This window comes from Marinobacter sp. EN3, assembly GCF_000475315.1.
Classification (GTDB): domain Bacteria; phylum Pseudomonadota; class Gammaproteobacteria; order Pseudomonadales; family Oleiphilaceae; genus Marinobacter; species Marinobacter nauticus.
This window is the reverse complement of sequence record NZ_AXCC01000012.1, coordinates 89284-109662: the sequence shown is the minus strand read 5'-3', so window position 1 is coordinate 109662 and position 20379 is coordinate 89284. Positions and strand designations below refer to the sequence as shown.

Annotated in this window: 13 protein-coding genes; 3 read left to right on the top strand and 10 right to left on the bottom strand. The window is 52.9% G+C overall.

Translation table 11 applies throughout. The features are described from left to right. Positions 1 to 49: 49 nt before the first annotated feature. From Q675_RS24375 to Q675_RS24350, 5 genes are all read right to left on the bottom strand, one after another. Positions 50 to 2929, bottom strand: coding sequence for an SNF2-related protein (locus Q675_RS24375; RefSeq protein WP_023010798.1), 2880 nt, complete (start codon positions 2927 to 2929; stop codon positions 50 to 52). Between the two features lie 72 nt (positions 2930 to 3001). Next, positions 3002 to 5005, bottom strand: coding sequence for a DUF262 domain-containing protein (locus tag Q675_RS24370; RefSeq protein ID WP_023010797.1), 2004 nt, complete (start codon positions 5003 to 5005; stop codon positions 3002 to 3004). Continuing rightward, positions 4995 to 6464, bottom strand: coding sequence for a DUF262 domain-containing protein (locus Q675_RS24365; RefSeq protein ID WP_023010796.1), 1470 nt, complete (start codon positions 6462 to 6464; stop codon positions 4995 to 4997). The genes Q675_RS24370 and Q675_RS24365 overlap by 11 nt, the downstream gene beginning before the upstream one ends. Next, a complete protein-coding gene (locus Q675_RS24360) occupies positions 6457 to 9045 on the bottom strand; it encodes an AAA family ATPase (protein ID WP_023010795.1) in 2589 nt (862 codons plus the stop codon). Before Q675_RS24360 ends, Q675_RS24365 begins: the two co-directional genes overlap by 8 nt. Before the next feature lie 353 nt (positions 9046 to 9398). Further along, positions 9399 to 10466, bottom strand: coding sequence for a viperin family antiviral radical SAM protein (locus tag Q675_RS24350; protein ID WP_200861828.1), 1068 nt, complete (start codon positions 10464 to 10466; stop codon positions 9399 to 9401). Between Q675_RS24350 and Q675_RS37705 the strand changes: the two genes are divergently transcribed. Then, positions 10430 to 12433 (top strand): hypothetical protein, encoded by a 2004-nt coding sequence (locus Q675_RS37705; protein ID WP_152525353.1) that lies wholly within the window; start codon positions 10430 to 10432, stop codon positions 12431 to 12433. The two genes, Q675_RS24350 and Q675_RS37705, sit on opposite strands and share 37 nt — an antisense overlap. 222 nt (positions 12434 to 12655) lie before the next feature. Here Q675_RS37705 and Q675_RS24345 read toward each other — a convergent pair whose 3' ends face one another. From Q675_RS24345 to Q675_RS24325, 5 genes are all read right to left on the bottom strand, one after another. Next, the gene (locus tag Q675_RS24345; RefSeq protein ID WP_023010791.1) at positions 12656 to 13543 is read right to left on the bottom strand and encodes a hypothetical protein; all 888 of its coding nucleotides are present in this window, start codon (positions 13541 to 13543) and stop codon (positions 12656 to 12658) included. A gap of 60 nt (positions 13544 to 13603) precedes the next feature. After that, positions 13604 to 14605: a YqaJ viral recombinase family protein gene (locus tag Q675_RS24340; protein ID WP_023010790.1), complete on the bottom strand. Its 1002-nt coding sequence runs from the start codon at positions 14603 to 14605 to the stop codon at positions 13604 to 13606. 86 nt (positions 14606 to 14691) lie between these two features. Next, positions 14692 to 15654: a DUF932 domain-containing protein gene (locus Q675_RS24335; RefSeq protein ID WP_023010789.1), complete on the bottom strand. Its 963-nt coding sequence runs from the start codon at positions 15652 to 15654 to the stop codon at positions 14692 to 14694. A gap of 4 nt (positions 15655 to 15658) precedes the next feature. Next, positions 15659 to 16027, bottom strand: coding sequence for a hypothetical protein (locus tag Q675_RS24330; protein ID WP_023010788.1), 369 nt, complete (start codon positions 16025 to 16027; stop codon positions 15659 to 15661). 348 nt (positions 16028 to 16375) lie between these two features. Then, entirely contained in the window at positions 16376 to 17833 is a 1458-nt protein-coding gene (locus tag Q675_RS24325; RefSeq protein ID WP_023010787.1) for a TrkH family potassium uptake protein, read from the bottom strand. 523 nt (positions 17834 to 18356) lie between these two features. Between Q675_RS24325 and Q675_RS24315 the strand changes: the two genes are divergently transcribed. Further along, the gene (locus tag Q675_RS24315; protein ID WP_023010785.1) at positions 18357 to 19010 is read left to right on the top strand and encodes a potassium channel family protein; all 654 of its coding nucleotides are present in this window, start codon (positions 18357 to 18359) and stop codon (positions 19008 to 19010) included. Beyond that, the gene (locus Q675_RS24310) at positions 19007 to 20374 is read left to right on the top strand and encodes a TrkH family potassium uptake protein (protein ID WP_023010784.1); all 1368 of its coding nucleotides are present in this window, start codon (positions 19007 to 19009) and stop codon (positions 20372 to 20374) included. Before Q675_RS24315 ends, Q675_RS24310 begins: the two co-directional genes overlap by 4 nt. Positions 20375 to 20379: the final 5 nt, after the last annotated feature.

Here is a 20379-nt window from a genome sequence, read left to right as displayed (position 1 = left end):
ATTCTCCCACAAATGCCGGGGTAATCTCTAATTTGTTTTGATATTGATTTTATTCCAGGCGCCAGCGAATGCGAAACAGATGATGAGAGCTGCTGCTTTGATGCATTTGCTTTTCCAGGGCCTCAATCAAAGCATCTCGGCGCGCTTCAATCTCATCCTCTACGTCAAATATTTCCTGTCGCTGCCTGCGCTGCAACCGACTCAAACGCTGTAGCTCCTCTTCGGCGTGCTTCTGCTGCTCAACACTCTCGGCCAGTCTAGCCTGCCGTTTGGCTTCTTTGATTCGTGCCCGGGTATCCTCTAGCTTTTGTTCTGCGCTCAATAATTGATCATCCGCCCAGGCTTCAAGCTTTGAGCGTTCCCGCTGAAAGTATTGGTTGTTTTCGTCCAACAACCGGCTGAGCCGAGCGTCCAGCTGCCGAGTAACCGTTTCAGTCAAAAGACTATCGGGCTGAAGAGCAAGCCCATCCGAGCTGCTGGACAAAGCCTCACCTTGCAACCGGAAGATGAGCTCGCACTGCTCTTCGTCCAGCAATGTTCCACCATCGGTGATTGCGGTAAAGACCAGATGCTCTTCCTGCTGAAAGCTTTGCAGCTCCAGGAGATTGAGCTCTAGCCATCCAGATTTTTCCGGTAGGTGCTGGAGCGCGGAAAGCTTCGCTTCGTGCCCGGAAAGGTTGAACACCATTTCGGTAACCGGCGTTTCCAGTCTGCGCCCGGTGTCCAAAACATACTCACCTAGCGGGTGGCTCAAGCGGTAGAGGTGGGCATGCTCTGATGGCTTCTCGCCTTTGCGAATCAATTCATAAGCTCCAGAGGGCACCTTAGCCAAGGGGCTTTCTTTCAGATTAAACGCAAGGCGGTTTTCATCAAAAGTGGCGAACCGAGCCAGCTGATGACGGGTCAGCTGCCAAAACAAACGACTTACTCGATCCAGCTGTTGCTCCGCACGCTCGCGCTGAATTTTGAGCAGGTCGTGAATCTGGGCATCAAAATGTTCCAGGAGCTTTTCCTGGGTCTCCTGCATCCTTTGATTGATGTTTTCTTCCAGTTCCTTCTGGAGCTCATTAAAGGCCCGCTCTATCTCTGACTGAGAACGGCACGTGTCATAGATAGCTGCAATGCGCTTCTCAAAATCGACACCGGACTCAATTCTGCCCAACACTTCATCCGACGCACCAAACAGGCCATCGAACAAATGGAATTTATCGCTTAACAGTTCCAGTACCCGCCGATCTGCTTCGTTCTTCTGGTTGAGAAAGTTGATGACAACTACATCAAACTTTTGACCATAACGGTGGCACCGGCCAATACGTTGCTCTACACGCTGAGGGTTCCACGGTAAATCGTAATTAACCACCAGGCTGCAGAACTGTAGATTTACGCCCTCTGCCGCCGCTTCGGTCGCGATGAGTATTTCTGCGTCATCCCGGAAGTGATCAATAATTGCCGTTCGACGGTCAACCGCCGGACTTCCGGTGATTTGATCAGAACCTTCATTCCGGGCTAACCAACGCTTATAAATTGCCTGTGTCGTCGCTGAGTTATTGGTCCCGCTAAACGTTGCGACCTTGCCAAGGTAGCCATGGCGCTCCAGGAATTGCAGCAAGTATTCCTGGGTACGCCGGCTTTCTGTGAAAATTACAGCTTTACGTTCAGCGCCCATTTCAGTCATGTGACTGAAGCCTTGCTCAAGGGCATTCAGCAAGGCCTCGGATTTAGCGTCTTCCGTAATCTTGTGAGCCAGATCCAAATACTGTTCCAGCTCCGCAATTTCGCCACGGAGACGATCCAGTTGTATGGGCTCACCCTGCTCTTCAACATCAGCCTCGTATACACCTTCCTCATCAGCTGCTTCATCAAAGAAGTCGTCTTCGACATCTTCACTGCCGATTAGTTTTTCCAACCAGTTGTCTTCATCTTCCTGCGCTTGCTCCAACCGCTTCAGCCGGTCGATCATGGTCTCTAGGGTGTTGATAATAGCGCTGGTGGAAGAGGCAAGGAGCTTCCGGACTACCAAAGTAACCAGGTGGCGCTGTTGCAGCGGAACGCCGTAACTGTTTTCCCGCTGAAGGTAGGCTGACACAAGATGGTACAGCCGCAGCTCATCTTCCGACGGGGCAAAAGGTATGGTGATCGCGCGCCGCTGGGTATACCGAATGTATTCCAGAACCTGTTTGCGCAATGTCCGCTTGGTGAATTCTTGAAGTCGGTCTTTCAGCCCCTCCAGATCTTCTCCACCACGGAGGTACTGCCGCCGGAAGCTGAGCGCATCACCGAATAACTGGCTGTCGATGACCGTTGATAGGCCGTACAGCTCCATGAGCGAGTTTTGCAGGGGCGTGGCTGTCAGCAGCAATTTGTTGCAGGCACCAAACGCCTCTTTGATAGCCTGGCCGGTGCGGTGGCTCTCCCGATGTGCGTTACGGAGTTTGTGGGCCTCGTCGAATACAACCAAATCCCACGGCGTAAGCCGTAATTTATCCGACATTTTGGCGGCAAAGTTATAGGAAATAACGTTGACGCCAGGTTGATCGAACGGATCTGCGATCCCTTGCTTCCGCAATTCCTTGTAGGTGCGCGCATCTAGCACCTGCGATGGCAGATGAAACTTTTCTGCCAGTTCGTTCGCCCATTGCTTACGCAGCGCCGCCGGGCATACCACGATCAACCGCCGTCTACGTTCTGCCCAGTACTGAGCCAGCACCAGGGCTGCCTCGATGGTTTTACCCAAACCCACCTCATCCGCCAGAATCACGCCTTTCACCAGAGGGTTCTGTAGAGCGAATAACGCAGCGTCAATCTGGTGAGGGTTGAGATCTACCGAAGCATCGAACAACGACTGAGTGAGACGACCAACATCACCACCACGGCGCTGCCTGGTGAGCTCATAGGCGAAATACTTGGCGTGGTAGTCCGTTATGGTCATGAGTTACTTCCTTTTTTGGAGGCGCAAGCAGTTCCAACTGTAGCCTGCTACAGGCAAGAATTAAACTCACTACTAGGGGCAACCTGCGTTACCCCCTGACTTCAAACTTGCAGCGTATTTGTCAAAAGCTGAAATCATCGCGTTCTCGTGTTTTTGAGCGAAGGTATCGCCCCAGGTCTCGTGCCTGTAGATCACGCTCATCTTCAGCGAATCCACTGTCGATTTGTTGTTGTTAATGAACCTTTGCCGTTTTTCGTTGAAAGGCAGGTTACTGTATTCGGAATTCAAGCCTCGAGAGACAAGCGCTAGATTGCCGAAGCGATGCAGCATTTTCTCCACGCGGTTGTCGTCCTGCTTTAATGGGTTTTGGGGAGAAATATGCTCAACAGAGTTCTTGGCTGTGAAACGAAAGTCACGCCATCCGGCATTTTCGTTCCGATACAGGTACCAAAGAACAAATTCCAACTTATAGAACCAATAGTGCCGAAATTCGACACCATGTTCCTTCCTGAGCTCTTCTTGGTGGTTCAAGGCATAGCGTGACCAGGGGTTGTCCAGAAATGTTCTTGTCCGCTCAATCAGGCTTCCCTCTATGGTCGATCCAAGAAGGTGGATATCGAGGTGTCGGAGGTATTCATAATAATTTTCTGCTTCTTGCGGATCTGCATGGATAAAGTTCAGCAAGGGAGTGATCCAGTAGTGGGTCGTGATTTCCTGCGAGTGATAAAGCATGCTCTGGAGCAAGCCGAATCCTTGTTGCTTCTCGCTTTCCCGACCACGGCTCAAACTAAGCGCTCCGTCGCTTTTGCTTAAACTGAGCGGGCTGATCATGTGGATCTCTTCATCACCACGGTCGACCCATTTGATGAAATGCTTGTCAAAAAGGTAGCGCAGCTCCCAGAGCAACTTGATGAAGGAGCGGCAGCGTTCGGCCTGTTCGATGTCCGTCCCATCATAGAAGAAGTGCGTTTCAAACAGTTGCAGGAGCTCCCGATCCAAAATGCGCGGCAGATCCGGCCGCCCCTCACGGACCAGCCAGATACGGAGAGCATGCTGCAGAAACATTGGGAAGCCCACGATGCTCCGCATCCATGTCGTTCCCTCCTGGCGCTCTCCCTCATCCGTATTATCTAACTCCCCGCACTCCTCATGAGAAATCAAAATCTCGTCCAGCCCGAGGGCATCGGCCGAACCCTGATCTTGGACGGTGGCATCGAGCCGTTTGAGTACCGCCACAGCCTTAGCCAGGGGCTCGGCATCACGAACCATCGCACCCGCATCGCAGAGCTGCGCAACGTCCTTAGCGCTTAGCGGGGAGTTGGCCGCCAATCCGCGTTCCACAAACTCTCCCATGTCGGCGCAACTGTCCCATAAAATGGCATAAGCCTGACGCTCCTGGTCTGAGAGGGCGTCCAGCATCCGAGCCTTGAGAATCTCGTGGTGCTGGAGTTGCACGCCACGATTGTTGATCACCTCGAATAGCTTGTTCAGATCGGTCTCGGTGGGAACCACGGTAAAGACCAGCTTAACCTTCTCGAAAACATAGCGACTGAGTCCCGCCAGATGCTCGTCCAGGCTGACACCGTCGGGAAGGCTTCGGCGTTTGAAGAGCGCCTCCATGGTCGCAACGGCCTCCCGCATCTTGCTGGTTTCCCTCGCTGCTTCACTCTCCTCATCGTGCCCGATGAAAACCAAAGACCTCAGGTAACGATTGACCGTCGGGCGGATGGCAAAGCCCAGACGCGGGAGAATCTGTCGACCCTCTTTGACCGTCAGAAAAGGTTCAAGCGCCCCGCGCCAGACATGACAAAGCATCCACAGGGTAGTAAAACGTTGCTGCCCATCGATGAGCTCAAACTTCCGTCCATGATTAGACGGCTGCTCGACTACCAGTGTCCCCCCCAAGAAAAACAAGTCTTCATCCCGCTCGTAAGCGTTGACGAGGTCATCAAGCAGGGTTTTTACCTGGTCACTTCCCCACACGTAGAGGCGCTGATAGATAGGCACATTGAAAGTCCAGGTCTCTTCCTTTTCAACGATCTCTGCCAGGCTGATAATTTGCGAGTCATACGCCATGGCTGACCTCCTCCTGATCCATGTTTACCAGATTCTCTATCCATTCAGCTTTTCCCTTCAGGCTAGTGGATGGCGTCTGGAAATAGCTCAATACCGCCCGCTTATAGCGCCCCTGCACGCCTTTTCCGGTTTCGATCTGCTCGTCAGCATAGATCCTGTCATGTCGATGGTGTCGCTTCAGGTGCCCTATGACTTGATCAGGGAGATAGGCCCCAGCGATAACGTCAAGGAGGTTGAGCGCATCATCGCGAAAAAAATTCTTCGCCGCTTCGTGACGCACCTGCTGTTTCACGAGTCGTATCGCTCCGAGCGCGTGTTCATACCAGAGTGCAAATTCCCACAACCGCTCCTCGCCAAATTGATCCGCATACATCAGTGCCCCAAGGACGAAGATTTCCCTCAGGTATATGGAGTTCGCCCCCATGAGCTCCGTATAGATGTTTTGAAAATTACGCCGCTCTGCTGAATTGGTCTCTTCTGCCAACAACCAGTGGAGCAAGGCACCATACTTCTCCGCATAAAGGAAAAAACCGATTCCTCTATGCACCGGCTGGCGAATAGCAAACGGCAGATCGGCCGCATTCTCGCTCAGGGTGATCGGGTGAGTCTGGATTTGCCGTTGTCCGCCCTCACCAAGCCGAAGATGAGTGCCCAGGCGATTCTGACGGGAACGGTAGAGCGGAATGCCATCTTCCGGGCCGGTCAGCGGCCAAGTATCTTTTTGGAAAGCCTCCATTAGCGCGTCATGGCCACCAGGTGGCAATTGCTTGCCGGTCCAACACCTTGCCCGCCACAGAAACAGGTTGAACAGTCGCGGAGCGGAGTCCTTGACCTCCGCCTCCGTGCCGAGTGCAGTGCGGCTTTGCTGGACTTGCTCCCAGCCGCTGGCACACAGCGTTTGCAGTCGCTCCCTCGCATCACCCTCTACTGCACGCAGGTGATAAGCTTTGAGCAAATCGGTCGCATGCAAGGGCACACCCCGATTGTTCTGTGTGTCAAAGAAGGTAAAGGCCAGATCTACCCGATCGACTTCGATAATGGTGAAGCGAATCCGTTTAAAGATCTCTTTGCCGGGTTTTCGCAGATGCTGAAAGGCTTTTGCCGCCGAGCGAATACGGCGCGCTGATCGCGAAGAATACGTCATGGCAAACTGTTCCGGCAGGGAACCCGTTAGTTGACGATACAGGATGCTCAGAGCCGTCAACCGTTGCTGTCCGTCGATAATAAAGCGCTTGCCCTTCGCAGAACTGCGGTGAACCAGCACCGTGCCCACGTAATAGGGCGGAGCCTTCTCACCCAGCTCCTCGTAAGCCACGAGGTCCTCCGCAAGCTGCGTTACCTTCTCCAGGTCCCACACAAAGCCTCGCTGGTAGGTATCGACTGCCACCGGTAAAGAAGATTCATCAAAGAACTCGACGAAACTTCGCACGCTTACTGTAACGGGACTAGACTCAGCCACTGGCAATGCTTCCTTCGGGGCGCTTTCGAAAAATCTCCCGCCATGCTTTCAGTGACTCGATATCGGCTCGCAACTCATCTGCCTCTGGAATAAAAACTGGCACCTCCGATGACTGACTATGCTCGTAGCAGGAATACTTGGTCATCATGTCATCAATAAGCTGACAATCTTCATGACTAATCAACGGCAATGGGGCTAACCGATTGTCCGTCGTAACACTGCGACGATGACGCCTCACAACTTGATTTAGTAGATCGTCTTCAACAGTCCGCTCCAGCAATTTTCGGAAGTCACTGCATATACCTTGAGCTAACCCCCTGTAAGCTTCAGCCCCTGAGGTTTCACCTACCTTCCTGGCTTCATCAAGCCTTTGTAATAGGATGTTGTTGGCTTTCTTGGTATTGGCATTCCATACCGCTTGATGCGCCGGATGTCCTGCAGTACCAGAAAAGGACTCTATACAAAGCTGCTGCAAGTGATCGCTTTTCCAAGCATCACCAACCTTCTTGGCAGCATCTTCCATCGCTCCGTACAGTGATAGCCGATGAGTAAACACAAGCACTTGCCGCGTTTGCGCCAACTCAGCGAGCCGCACGGCTACATGCCATTCGTAATCATGATCAAGGGAAGAAATTGGATCGTCGAAGACAAAGGGAGCCGCATGAGGCTGCTCTACGACATCCGCGAGAAACGCTGCCAGCCCCACGATTCGGCGCTCGCCCTCGCTTAATACTGACTCTGGAAGATCACGCCCCGTTTGCGCGCCCTTCAACCGAAGCTTGTGGAGCGATTTGCCTTTTGTTGTTCGCGATTTGCAAAGCTCAACCTTTATCCGGGAGGCACCCAAGGCTTTCAACTCGCGATTAAAGCGTTCTACGAACATCTGAGTAATAACCTGCTCGCCAATTTCCCCCGCCTTGCGCGAAATACCTTGGGAGTTAGTGGATCGCTTCCAGTTTTCGTAGATCGCCACTTTACGAAGTCGCTCAAGCTCGGTGCGAATAGCTGCAGCCTGCTGCGCGGTCCATTTTCGAGCTTCGAGGTTCAGCATTTCTTGGGCGGCTTGGGCGCGATCAAAGTGTTTTCCGTCTTCATCGTGCTGCGCGGCTTCACGTTCAAGTGCTTGAGCCCGATTGCTCAATTCCTCAATGATATCGGTCGGCCAATCCACCGGTTCTACATTGCCTTTGGACTCATGGTCCAAAAGAGCAGACCGCGTATTGGCGATTTTACGCCACAACTCCATGAGCCTTCTTTGCCACGGACCGTCGCTCAATCCGGCCGCCTGACAAGCTGTTACAGACTGTTCCTCTGTCAAGCCCAAGGGCAGTTCGGCCAAAGCCTGTCGATAGGACTCTTCTGCCGCCTTAGCTTCGGTCTCTAGCCGGCCTTGCACGAAACTTTCAAAATCCATTAACCGCTGCTGCGCTTGCTCCCCCAGTTCCTGATGACACAAAACACATCGTGCATCGTCTGTTACGGGGTACTGTTGTCCAGGATAGGCGGTTTGAGAATAAATTCGTGCTGCTTGCCATAAGGAGCGCCAAGTGTCCGTGCCGACGCCGTCCAACTCGGCAGACTCCACCTTAGACGCCTCTTTAGCCATACGACGTTTATTAGTTGCGTCAGCTCTCAACGACCGTATCGAATCAAGGCGGTCTTTGCCGAATGCAGTCACGACAGATTTGAGCTTCGACAAAAGTTGATTGATCTGCTGCTTAGTATTCCGTTTATTGCGAGCTAATTGTCCTGGATCTGCTGTTTTTAAACGCTCCACCAACTGATCCAGAGTTGTCTGGTCGTGTGGCTCCCATTGAATGATGGGTTCTATATCTGCCTCGGCTGTGGTCGATTTTAACCCGCGATAAGCAGCGCCTGCCTGCGTTGCCGAATATTCGTTAGGCAACCGTGGCAGCATACTGACTAGGGCTTGCTGCTCAGATTGAAGTTTCTCCTTGATACGGTTGCATACACTGACCAGCTCCTCAAAAAGAGCAACGGAAGGAGGCGTGTAGGTGGCTGCGGTTTCCTCCGTGAGATACGCAACGGCAGTTTCGGCGTCGAAAATATCAACAGACCGAAGCGCATCAATCGGTGCGCTATTCGCTGGCCATTCGATATCGCTTGCCACCCCATTTTCAGAATAGCTAACCTTACAACGACGCTCAGCAGGCGGGGCTTCGAACACATTGGGCTTAAGGTCGTCTGCTTGTGGTTTTCCGCAAACTTTCGTTAGTAGGCGCGTGTAACCGGACTTGCCTGAGCCGTTATGCCCATAGATCACACACAGATTCCCCTTACCGAAGTTCAGAGGCTGCCTGGGTGCAAGATTTTCAATTCCGCTAACGTCGCCGATCTCAGTGAGTCGCAACTCCCCGGCAGCGGTTGCATGAGTGGCAAGGCCACCGAATTGGCGGTGGTTTGTAACCGCCTGTCCCTCAGATGTTTTGAGATAGGCGACCATCTCATCTAGCTTCGCGTCGGATAGACATCCATCAGTGAGCAGTGTCTCAGTTGCTTGTTGTAGCCAGTCTTGCTGACCATGGAGCCACTTGATAATCGTTTCATTTACATCAGGCATAAGCTGCTTCCTCCCTGTATAGCTCTCAAAGTCGTTCCCGATCAGTCAGTAATTGCTTCATGGCAGCTTAAAGCCGCGCACTTTACTTTACGCCCGACTTTCCGACGCCAGAAATGCCTGTGAGGCTACCATATTCCGGGCAGCCGCTGACTCTCAACCCCGGCGGGCTATCCTTTTTACAGTTGACTCCATCTCCTGCAGCGCCCTCTTCTTGCTGGGAGTCGATGGAATCACGACCATTTCCGGAGACTCTGGAGGCAGCAATTTCCCATGTTTTCTACCCTGCTTGAATCTCCAGCCATGGCGAACCAGATGTTTCGCGAACCGATTAATGTCCTTATCTGATGAGAACGTCATTCGGCACCCCCGGCTTCACCGACATACCGAGCAACAAATCGATCAGCATTAAAACTGATCTGTTCAAAAGCCTTCGCCACACCAACATCAAGGATGGGCTGGCTATATTGGTACCCAGCGTCGCAGGGTGAGTTCTGAAAAAAGCGGCCCTGAGGATCAACCATGATGTAGGATTCAACCATGTCCGGGTTGTCCTCAACTACCGTAATTCTGCGATGACGCTGCTGATGGCGCTCAACAAAAGATCCAAACTGCTCATCACTAACTGTCATAGATTGATCAATTACCGGCAGTGCTCTCAGGATCTTCCACTTATCCGGTCGCAGTAGCGTTACCAGGTCCGAGAAATCATCCCGCCAGTTCACCCTATTTATCACCGTATTGAGTTTGATCTTGATTGCCGGATTTCTCTCTCTAATCGCCTCGACAGAACTCTGTAGCTGCCTGATATCCAGAAACGATCCTTGCGAATTCACGCGGCCAATGAGCTGATTATTAAAGGCATCAGCCGAATCAATGCTGATACCAAGGACTTCTAACCCCGGGCCGATTCTGCGAGCCATTCGTTCTGTAAGGAGCGACCCGTTCGTTATCAGCGAGGCCTTGAGTCCAACCCTACTAGCGAGTTTGACAGTCTCTTCGACCACAGAGGGAAACAACAGGGGTTCGCCGCCCGCGATATTCAACCGGGTATTCGACCAGGCCATTTTCCATGCCAACGGGTTCCGCGAATTGATCGGATCAAAGAACTCCCGGAGCTCTAACAACAACTTATGTATCTGGTATTCTTGCCGAATAAGATCCCTCGCCGATTCATGGCGCTGCCAGTGCGCGTAGCAGTAGCGGCAGGAATAGTTGCAGGCTTCCGTCAGGTGCCAATTGATAACCAGTTGTTTCGGATTGTGAGCACTGTAGTGCAGCATTTTGACTCTCCTTCTTTGGGTGAAGAAGAGACGATAAATTTCTGCAGCACGTTGCTGGGGAAAGCGAGTTCCCACCCCCTCAAAAAAATCAAAGGATCTCTCAAGTGGCTTCAATTCCACCCATGGAATCAGTGCTGGCATTCGTTCGACAGGTATTCCAGGCTGGACCTCCCGATAAAAAACGCAAACAGCTCGAGTCGTTTCGCAAAGGCTTCGATTTCCAGCTCCAAACAATCCACGACTACACAGACGACATTCTGGCAGCACTCGGCCTCAATGCTGATCAGAGAAGGGATGCGAGAACAAACTTTGCGCGTTGGGAAACCTTGAACAATTTCCTGGAGCGAAACACCTGGGTTGGTCAAGCTGATATGCGTCAGGTTCTCTGGATGCTGGCTACCCATGTGTATGCTCCGGGGCTTGCACGGCACTTGGCCTTTTGGGATCACGAAGCTCGCACCGATGAAGGGATGCCAGGAGGCGAATTCTGGTACCTACCCTCACCATCCGACGAAAATCCTGAAATGCTGGCAATGCCAGTTCAGAAAACGTTGTACTGGCTTCTCGATCTGATGGACTGCAGCGTCGATGATCTATCAACGGTGCTGGCAGAGTCGAATACCGTATTCAGTAAAGATGGAGAAGCCGTTGCTGATGTCAAATCCATCCAAAAAACGCTGAAAAGCTGGCTCACGGACGCCCCAGTCCCGGAAATGAATACAATCGAGGCCTACTTCAATGACTCATTGACGCTCAAATTTCCGGGAGGACTAGAGCGACATGAACACTTGAGCGCTGACGAGAAGCTTGCCACGTTCATCGACTTCGTTCGTTGGAAGGGACTTTCAGAAATAGAGCTCAGCCGTCAAATTCCCATAGGCGGGCTCCAGGGCGCTGAATTATTGATGGCTGGCAAAGCCAACAGGGAAGGGAAAGAGTATGCATACTCATTGCTCTGTGACCGGTATGCACCCCCTTCAGTTTCCCTGATACGCCATAGACTTCGCATCGCCGCAGCCGCACAAGATACCTATAAGCGTTTACATCGCGCCCTACACGACGGCTCAGCAAACCTCCTTGAGACCTGTCCTCTCTCAAATAAAGCGCTGCAAGTGCTCGCGATTTTCCAAGACGTCTACAATCTGACAATTGAGTGCTGCGACCAAACAGCAACTGAAAATGCAGAAAAGTCGCTGTTTGCTCAACTACTCCAGGAAAGACGTCAGCTCCTCGCCCACACTACCTACCTAGCAGTTTTTCCGCATGAATCTGGGTTCCAACAGCTATCAAACCGGCTCAATCAATACTTTCTGAGAGCATTTCCAGAAGCCCCATTGGAAAACGAGGCCCCCTTCAACTTTCCGGAAAATGAGTTCAAAAAAACAATGACTTCAAAGATCGAAGCCATAGAAACAAGAGCGGAAGTGGAGAAGCAGACCGAGCGTTTGTTGATTGCTCAGAGCTGGGGTCAACTGCACAAAGCGATACCAGAAACAAACAACTGGATTGCTCTTAACAACCTAGCGTCGATGGATCGAGTCAACTTAACGACGAGAATGGCAGCGGCGACCCGGATGATTCAGCTCGCAGATTCGAGCACGAAAACGGTTTATAGCTACACCTGTCTTTTGGGGCAGTTCCTTAACGATCCGGATAAGCGTTGTCGTCCCGATGCTGCGGAGAGGATAGTGGAAGAGCTTTTAAGAAGGCTTCGCGCGGCCTCACCTTCAGACCGCTTCGATGCGTTCATTCTGCAATTCGAAGCGAAACACGCTTTGTCGAAAAATGATTTTTCTACAGCTAAAGGAAAGTTCGACCAAGCGCTCGACTGTTGTCGATTCAATGGGTTTGGCGAACTGCGCGGAGAAACTGCGAGGGACGCCCTTGCGGTTTACGCGGTCATGAAACCAGCCGGATTCAACGCTAAAGCGTGCGAAAAATACAAGCTGCTATTGCTTCGCTATGGTGGCGCGGAGTGGCCAGTTAAAAGCATTCCGGACACGCAAGAGATGATTGACGGTGCCGTCGAGTACTTTTGGCATAGCCTATATCAGCCATACCAAGGCTATGACAGGCTAAGTCCCGATACGGTCGGCACCTCTCAGTGAGATAAAGCCGCCTTCTGTGTAGATTTGCGACCATTCCGCCCAACGGAGCGAAACCAATACCCCTCTGCGGCAACCATCCCGGCAGGAAAAACTTAGGCCAACTCGATGGGTATTTGCTGGTTCACAGATCCAGTTTCATGTACGGGGTAGCACTGTTTTAAACAAAAAATAAATTCACCAGTACACTGACGAGTGGCCCCCGAAAGGGCCACTCGTCAGTCTCTATCCGGCTACTGAGTGCTGAGACTCCAAGTTTTTCCTGAAATTAGAGGCTACTACCGAACTGTCTGTAGAACGCCCGACTGGAGCTGCCGGATAAAACTCCTCCACAACTTCAGTCATCTCGTCCTCATCATACTCAAACAACGCATTCCCAAATCCCTTGGCAGCCGCCGCATCCAGCGCGGCTTGGTCTATGCCCTCTTCTGCCACCTGGTTGGCTATTTCCTTCGCTTTCGCCACCGCTTCCTGCAATGACAGGCCCTCCTTGATCACCAGATCCACATAGAAAATGGGCGTTCGGCGGCTCTGTGTCGTGCTTTTGCCCCGTAGCTTCAATTCCAGTGGCATGTAAGCCAACAGGCCACCCGACGCCGCCTGGTAATAGCTCAGTCGGGCCGCCAACGTCCGAATGCTGTTGTAACCCGTTGTGCGGAAGATGAAGGTGCCAAGATCGTCGTCGTCACCGATTTTCACATTCAGCCGGCCATAGGGCTTACACAGCCCTCCTTTGCCGAACTCGCAGAGCGTTGGCCCTGGGCACGGCAATGACTGCACACCGGATTGCGTCAGGCGCTTACAGGTATCGCCGTTCCCGACACACATGGGCCGCCCACTTTTGCGGTCGAACATGGTGTACTCAGCACGCAGGTTGAGATCCGCCTCGTTGAACAGCATGCGTACCGGAATGGTTCGCAGCTTGTTGTTGGGCGCGTCTTTTCTCAGCTCTTCATCCAGAGGGTGCAGTACCCAGCCATCCTTTTCCTGGATCTGGGAAGTGATGGTGAATTGATTGTCTTTTTGAGGCAGCCGGATGCCGTTCTTCTCAACGACCCGACCAATACTGATGCGCCCCAAAACGGGAGGCGTGATGGCTAACCCTTTAATCATGATGATTCTCCTGAAAAAGGGCCACGGGGCACTCGTTACACCCGCGTGGCCAAGGGGATATTAGGCATGGATCAGAAACCGGCGACTGCCCGGTTTGGTGAGGGGATACTGCTCCAGCAATTCCGGCAGGTCTTTCAGTAGCTGTTTGACGTTGAGCCCCACGGAATCCTTGCTCCGTTTCCAGCTCACGCTGCCACTCGGGAACGTGGCCTTGGAGGCCTCGCCCATGTGGCTTTGAATGCGCTGCTTCAGATGGGATTCAGTGGACTTGAGAGCCTCCATCTCAGAACGAATCGCCAGCAACTCGCTGAACGCATCGGACAGCTCCTTGCTTTCGCTGAAGTCCAGGGTCTCGCCCTGGTCCTCGGGATAGAGATGGCGCAGCGCACGTTCCGCCGACGCCGTGCCATCCACCGGGGGTGGTGTATCCGTTTCTACGTAACTCCAGAACTGACGTTCCAGTGTGATCAACGCTTCAATCAGCTCTTCATTTCGCTCGATTCGGAAGATCTTGAGTGACTGGCCACACAGCAACACGCAGACATCCGCTGCCTGCTTGCCCGTGACCGCCAGCTGGTGCTGTACCTGGCACTGAATGTAATCCGGCACACCGTCCTTCCAGAGACGCGCACCAAACTCGCCAGCGGTTTTGCATTCCAAGACTTGCACCTCGTCATCGGCCACCACGGAATAATCCAGGTTGGCCAGCATCCAGTGCTTGTCCGGATCAGGATGCTGCAGCACCGCATTCACTCGCCGGACCTTACGGCCGGTTTGTCGGCTGTACTGCTCAGCCACAATGGGTTCCAAGATATGGCCCCAGTAGACCGGTGATTCTGGATCATCCGAGTCCGGTTTTGGCATACCGGCATCTCGACCGGTTTTGACCATCCAGAGTTCCAGTTGAGACTGGTATGGGTTCATGCCCACCGCAGCCGCAGCATCACTGCTGCCAATGCCTTGTTTACGGACCTTCAGCCATTCATCGCGGCTGAGACCTTTCGTTGAAACCAGTCGCAATGCTGGCCGTTGTTTCGGAATGACGTTTGCGCTCATGCCCATGGTGTTTTCCTCCAGACATAAAAAAGCCCACCAGAGCGCGAGGCTCCGGTGGGCTTTATGGCGGTTTTAGGTGTATGAAACTGACTTCAGACCACAAGTGACATCGCCTGTTCGAGTGCGCGATTTTTGATGGAAGCGCCATTGCCGAACCATGCGGAATCGAGCCGGTGGTCAACGGTTTTAGCGCGGCGTTGATGATCAATGAACTCGGTGACTGCGTTCAGCAATCCATAAGCAGTGCCGTCCGACGATGCCAGTGTGGCGCCCATGCCCTCCCCTTCGTACAAGGACAGAGCCTTGGCCATGGACCGTTCGTTGGTTTTGCCAACGCCGGTACCGGAATCGTCGGTGAACACCTTCAGGAAGTAATTCCTGGCCTCGGTGGTTTTCACCTTCCGCTCGCTCAGGGTTTTCAGGCGATACATGAAATCGTCCCAGGCGGAAACGGAAATACCGAGCTGCTTCTTCACCAGGTCTGCATCGAAGGCGGTGTTGTGCTTCACCTTCACGGCATTGGCCGTGGAATCCTTCAGAGCCACAGCCAGGGTGTTGTTACACACCACCCGAATGCTGGTGAATTGGGCCGTCGTGGCCATGGTGCCATCACAGGCCGTAGCCAACAGGACGTAGGCGTTAGTTTGGTCATTGCCCTTCAGCACACCGGATTGGCCGGTGCGAGCCAGCGCCCACATTTTCCGGCCGCCTTTCAGAACACCGGCTGTTTCCAGTTCAAAACCGGAAACCTCGGTGAGGTCCCGGTAGAACTCCAGTATTTCCTCCGGCTGAACCACCTTGAAGCGGTTACCGACGACCGAGAGTGGCGCTTTGGTATCCGAGCGATACAACACCTTCGAATCCGGGTAGGACAGGATCTCACCCAAATTACCGCCGGAGTTGGTAACAAACCGCACCGGGCTCTCCTCGATCTGCCAGTCAAGGCCAGCCTGTCTGGCCCAAACTTCCAGTGGTTGATTAGAGGTCAGTTCATTCCCCAGGCCATGCCAAGGGGTTTGGCCAACGTAGGCCATTTGCTCGATGAGATGGGCCACGGGGTTACTCCTTTGGGAATTTGGTAGTGGGGTTACCGGTGCTTTCTTCTTCGGGCTCCGATTCTTTACTGAAGGAGTGACCACATCCCAGGCAGCGGAAGTTATCTAGCACCTGCTCATCCAGCACGTCACCCAGGATGATGCCAGCGGAGACACCCGTGACGCCGCCGAGCAAGCCGCCAATAACTGCACCGCCGATACCCGTTACCGGGCCTGCCATGGCACCTACCATCGCTCCGGTCCGGGCGCCTGCAATAGCGGATGCATAACCGCCATAAACACCGGCTGCCGCACCGACGACACCAGCGGCTTTCTTGCCATAGTTATTCTTGCCAATCCGCTCGGACAGGCACTTGGGGCATTGTTCATTCATGGAGAAATACCTCTGTGAAAATGGAAGGAGGCACCGTTGATGCCTTGGTTCACAGAGGTGATATAGGTTTGAGATTAATTCGAATAACGATGCCTGTCAGGCCGCATCGATGCGGATGAACTGATGATCCAGAACCTCGGACACTCCCAACAAGCGATCTACTGATCGACCGAGCTCATTGCGGTGCCCTGGTGGCCACATTGGTCGCAAAGCGAACATTCAGATTCGAGCCCGCCTGTCGAATTTTGACGGTTTGCTAAGTGTTCTGCACTAGGCAGCGTCAAAACAAGAACATTGCGCATTGCTCAAACGACGTGCGCTGTATCTTCTTGTTCATCAGCCTTTTCATTAGCTACGCCAAAAATGCGGCGAGAACATCACAAAGACACTGAGCAGTTCCAGCCTTCCGAGCAACATGGCTACCATCAAAACCCATTTGGCCGGGTCCGGCAAGGTTTGAAAATTACCGGCTGGACCAATAGTGTCACCCAGGCCTGGCCCAACGTTCGCCAGTGCGGTGGCTGCACCACTGAGGCTTGTCGTCAGGTCGAGCCCCAATAACGCCAGGATGGACGCAACGACTGCCAGCGTCGCCAAAAATATGAAAGAGAAAGCGACGCTGGACGCCACGATATCATCGCTGATGATTCGTCCGTTGTAGTGTCTTGCTATCACCGCATTCGGATGGAGCAGTCTAAGTACCTGCTCCCGCAGCAGCAGCATGGATAACTGAAAGCGGAACATCTTCATGCCGCCACTGGTTGAGCCAGAACACCCACCCACAAATGTTAAAAAGAAAAAAAGCACCACCACAAAGGGGCCCCAGAGCGAATAATCCTGGGATGCATAACCGGTCGTGGTAACCACCGATGTCACGTTAAATAAAGTATGAATGAAGGCATCGACCGGAAAAGTCCCGTCAGTCACCACCCGATAAACGGTAATCAGGCATGCGATCAACAAAAGGAACTTAAGAAAAAAGTGGATCTGCTGGTCTCTCAGGAGTGGCTGCACCTGGCCATTGAGCAGCCTGACAAACAGAAAAAACGGTATGCCGCCGAGCATCATAAAGATGCTCGATGCAAACAAAATGGAGAGCTGATCAAACTGCCCCATGGAGCTGTCTGACGTCGAGTATCCTCCAGTAGAAACCGTGGTCAGGGCATGATTCACCGCGTTGAAAAGGTCCATCCCCAATGCCCAGTAGGTCAAGATGCAGCCAAACGTCAGTGTAAGGTAGCTGAACACCAGTCCACGGGCTAACCGATTTGTGCGCGGTACCGCTTTCTCAGACCATTCGGAAGATTCTGTTGCGAAGAGTCGCATACCACCGATTCTGAGGAATGGAAGGATTGCCACGGCCATGCCGATAATGCCGATACCGCCCATCCACTGCAGCATGGACCGCCAAAGCAGGATGTCAGCGGGGAGGCTATCCAGACCGCTCATTACGGTGGAACCAGTGGTTGTTACCCCTGAAATGCTCTCGAAGAAAGCGTCTGTGACACTCAGTTTGAGATCACTCAGCAGCAACGGGAGACTGGAAAACAAAGGAATAAATACCCAGGCAGACACTGTGAGAATGAACATCTGCCGTTGTTTCAGCGCATAGCGCTTACGACCAGCACTGAAAAAACACACCAGGCCAACGCCAAAACAGATACTTGCGGATTTTACAAACGCGAACCAATCCGGCGTGTCGCCAAACATCAGCAGGTTCACCGGCAAGGTCATCAAGAAACTGAGGAGAATCAGCAGAAAGCCAAGTATCTGTATGACAGGAAGGATATTAAACAGAGCCACCATCAGGATCGCCCAGACCGTTCACGTATGATTTTAGCCAACACACAGCCTATGACGGCTCCCGTCAATTGCGCATAAGTTGAGAAACCCGCATAGAGCAGTTCCGCTCTCGTATGAGTCTCAACATAATCACCCGGAAGTGCCGCGAGAGTGGCAATGCCTGCAAAGAATAATCCCCACCTTACATTGTATACCCATGCAAAAAAGACTACCGGTGCCAGATAAGGAAATATGGACGCCACTGGCTGCGAAGCCTGTCTGTTCGCAATAGCCAAAAAGCCGAGCCAAGCCAGCGTAATCACCATATGGCCCCAAAAGCCCGGTTTCAATTGATAGACTCCCATTGCCGACATGCCCTGCTCTCGACCAAATTTGCTTCAGACGGCATAAGGAGATCACATTCGGGGTGGAATTAGGACGGTGCAAAGCGAATTTTTACGGTATTTTTACGGCACTAAGGACACGGTCATCGAAGGTGTGAGAAGATTTCTTCAGCTAGTCAGTCACCGATACCGGAACCGCACCTATGATTGAAAAACAACAGTTCATTGTCATTGGCCTTGGTGTGTTCGGGGCAACGATCGCTCGCGAATTAACGCGTCTCGGCCACGAAGTGCTGGGTATTGATTCGGACGAACAACGAGTTGACCGACTGGCTGATGAAATTACTCATGCAGTGATCGCGGATGTCACGGACGAAAACTCGCTGATAGAACTGAACGCGGGCAGCTACGATGCCGCAGTGGTAGCCATTGGCAGAAACGTGGAAGCCACCATGCTGGCCACATTGCAGCTTCGGGAGCTTGGGGTAAAAAAGGTTTGGGCGAAAGCGCTTACTAACCAGCATCATCGGATTCTGGAGAGACTTGGCGCTAACCGAATCATTGCACCGGAGTATGAGATGGGGGTGCGGATCTCCCAGGAACTGAACTATCCGATGGTTCATGATTACCTAGGTCTCGACGACGACTATTTCATCGTGGATTTTCACACCACAGAAGACCTCGTTGACAAGACCATTGGAGAGGTAATCAACGGCGAGCCGGTAGAAGCGCTGGTGGTGAAGCGCATGAAGGACGCGCACCCTCACCCGGACCATTCGTGGAAGATCCGAAAAGGCGACAGGATAGTCCTCGGTGGCCAACTCGAAGACCTGAGGGACCTGGTTAACCGTCTATGAAAATCCATTTTCTGGATCTCGTTTCCTACGGTGCCAGAGGCGAGCCTTCCTCAAAAGGAAGCATGAACCCACCCCGACTCCTACTTGAGTCGTTTCTGGTTCTCATAGCTCTTGGCGCGTGCCTGCTCAAGTTGCCTTTTGCGACCGTCGAGCCAGTGACCTGGATGGAGGCGGCGTTTACCGCAACCTCAGCAGTCACAGTCACCGGTCTCGTGGTAGTGGACACCGGGAGTCAATACACCCTGTTCGGGCAGCTGGTCATTCTGACCTTGATTCAACTGGGCGGACTGGGACTGATGACGTTCGCCGTACTCACAGCCCTCGCCTTGGGCTTCAAGCTCCGACTGGAGCATCAATTGGTTGCACAGGAAGCCTTCAATGAGATCTCGCTTCAGACAGCGAGGCGAGCCAGCGGGTCAATAGCTGTATTCGCATTGACGGCAGAAGGTATCGGCGTTGTGTTACTCGGCGTGTTTTTTGTCCCGGAGCTGGGGTGGTCCGAGGGTCTTTACCAGGCCTTGTTCTACACAATATCAGCGTTTAACAATGCCGGCTTTGCTCTGTCGCCAGATAGCCTTTCTGCCTACGTTGACCATCCTGGCATCAGCCTGTCCGTGACGGCCTTGTTTATCACTGGCGGCCTGGGCTATATCGTCGTCATGGAGCTCTTCGACAAACGCTGTTGGTCGCGGCTGTCGGTTTACGTCAAAGTCATTCTGCTGGCTACCCTGCTGCTGAACCTGTTTGCCACCGGCGCCATTCTGCTACTTGAATTTGGCAACCCCGCCACTCTTGGTGCGCTAGATAATTTCTGGGACAAGCTCCTGGCTGCCTGGTTTCAGGGAGTGACGCCCAGAACAGCTGGCTTTAATACCCTGGATATTGGCGCGTTAACCGCCGGCACCAGCGTGTTGATGTTGCTTCTGATGTTTATTGGGGGTGCCCCAAACTCCACGTCCAGCGGTATCAAAATCTCGACGTTCGTCATTATGCTCGCCGCTACCCGTTCGTTTTTGCGGGGGAATCTGAACGTCAGTTTCTTCAAACGCTCCCTGAGTAGCGAGACGGTACTCAAGGCCCTCGCCACGGCAACCATCGGGATGGCTGTCGTTTTTTTGGGTGTTCTATCACTGAGCATTCTGGTTGAGGATGAGTTTCTGGATATCGCGTTTGAGGTGGTTTCCGCGTTCGGCACGGTTGGCCTTTCACGGGGAACAACGGGTGAACTTGGTACTGCGGGCCAGCTGGTAATCATGGCCATCATGCTGATCGGGCGGCTGGGACCTCTGACACTGGGCTATACCCTGACGGTACGTCGTAAATCCCGCGTCCGCTTTGCGAAAACGGAATTCCCGGTCGGGTGACTCAG